Origin of the sequence: Nocardioides sp. CPCC 206348, from assembly GCF_048654705.1 — a bacterium.
Lineage (GTDB): Bacteria > Actinomycetota > Actinomycetes > Propionibacteriales > Nocardioidaceae > Nocardioides.
In genome coordinates this window covers 6954-7686 of the sequence record NZ_JBMCZA010000110.1, presented here as the reverse complement: position 1 = coordinate 7686, position 733 = coordinate 6954, and the positions used below count along the sequence as shown (strand labels likewise).

Here is a 733-nt window from a genome sequence, read left to right as displayed (position 1 = left end):
CCCGACGATCTCACCTGCTCTGACTGAGCAGGTGAGATCGCGAAGACGGCCTCCGGCGAGATGCTCGACGGCCAGGACTCCGGCGCCGGCGGCTTGGTCGTGGTCGGGATAGACCGCCTCCAAGGGACGCCCAAGAATGAGCTCGATCAGAGAGTCGTGATCCAGTTCTGACACCGCGCGTGTGGCGACGAGCCGTCCCTCTCGCAGGACCGTGACGCGGTCAGCCAGGTCGAACACCTCAGGAAGCCGGTGCGTGACATAGAGGATCGTGCAACCCCGGTCTCGAACTGCTCGAATCAGGCGGAACAGCAGTTCCTTGTCGGCAGCCGTCAGAGCGGCAGTCGGCTCGTCGAGGACCAGGATGCCCTCCCTCTCGGGGCCGTGGTGGAGCGCGCGGGCGATCGCGACCATCGTCCGCTGCGCCATTCCCAGCGAGGCGACCGGCGCCGCCGCATCGATGTCCAGCTCGTAGGAATCCAAGATCGCCTGGGCACTTCGCACTTCACGGCGCTCGGACAGCCAGAGCCTGGACGCGTAGCGCTCGCCCAGTCGCAGGTTCTCGGCGACCGTCAGGGTGTCGATCAGGCCGAGGTCCTGGTGGATGAAACGGATTCCCAAGTCGTGCCCCGACGGCGGCGACCCGAAGTGAAGATTTCGTCCGAACACCGTCGCCGACGCTCCGGCCTGAGGCGTGTGGTATCCGGCCAGAATCTTGATGAGGGTCGACTTGCCG

At 65.9% G+C, this 733-nt stretch carries 1 protein-coding gene; it reads right to left on the bottom strand.

Going from position 1 to position 733, the window contains the following annotated elements; all coding sequences use genetic code 11:
- Positions 1-733 (bottom strand): ATP-binding cassette domain-containing protein (locus ACOADB_RS06200; protein ID WP_378597081.1); only part of this gene is annotated, 733 nt, incomplete at both ends.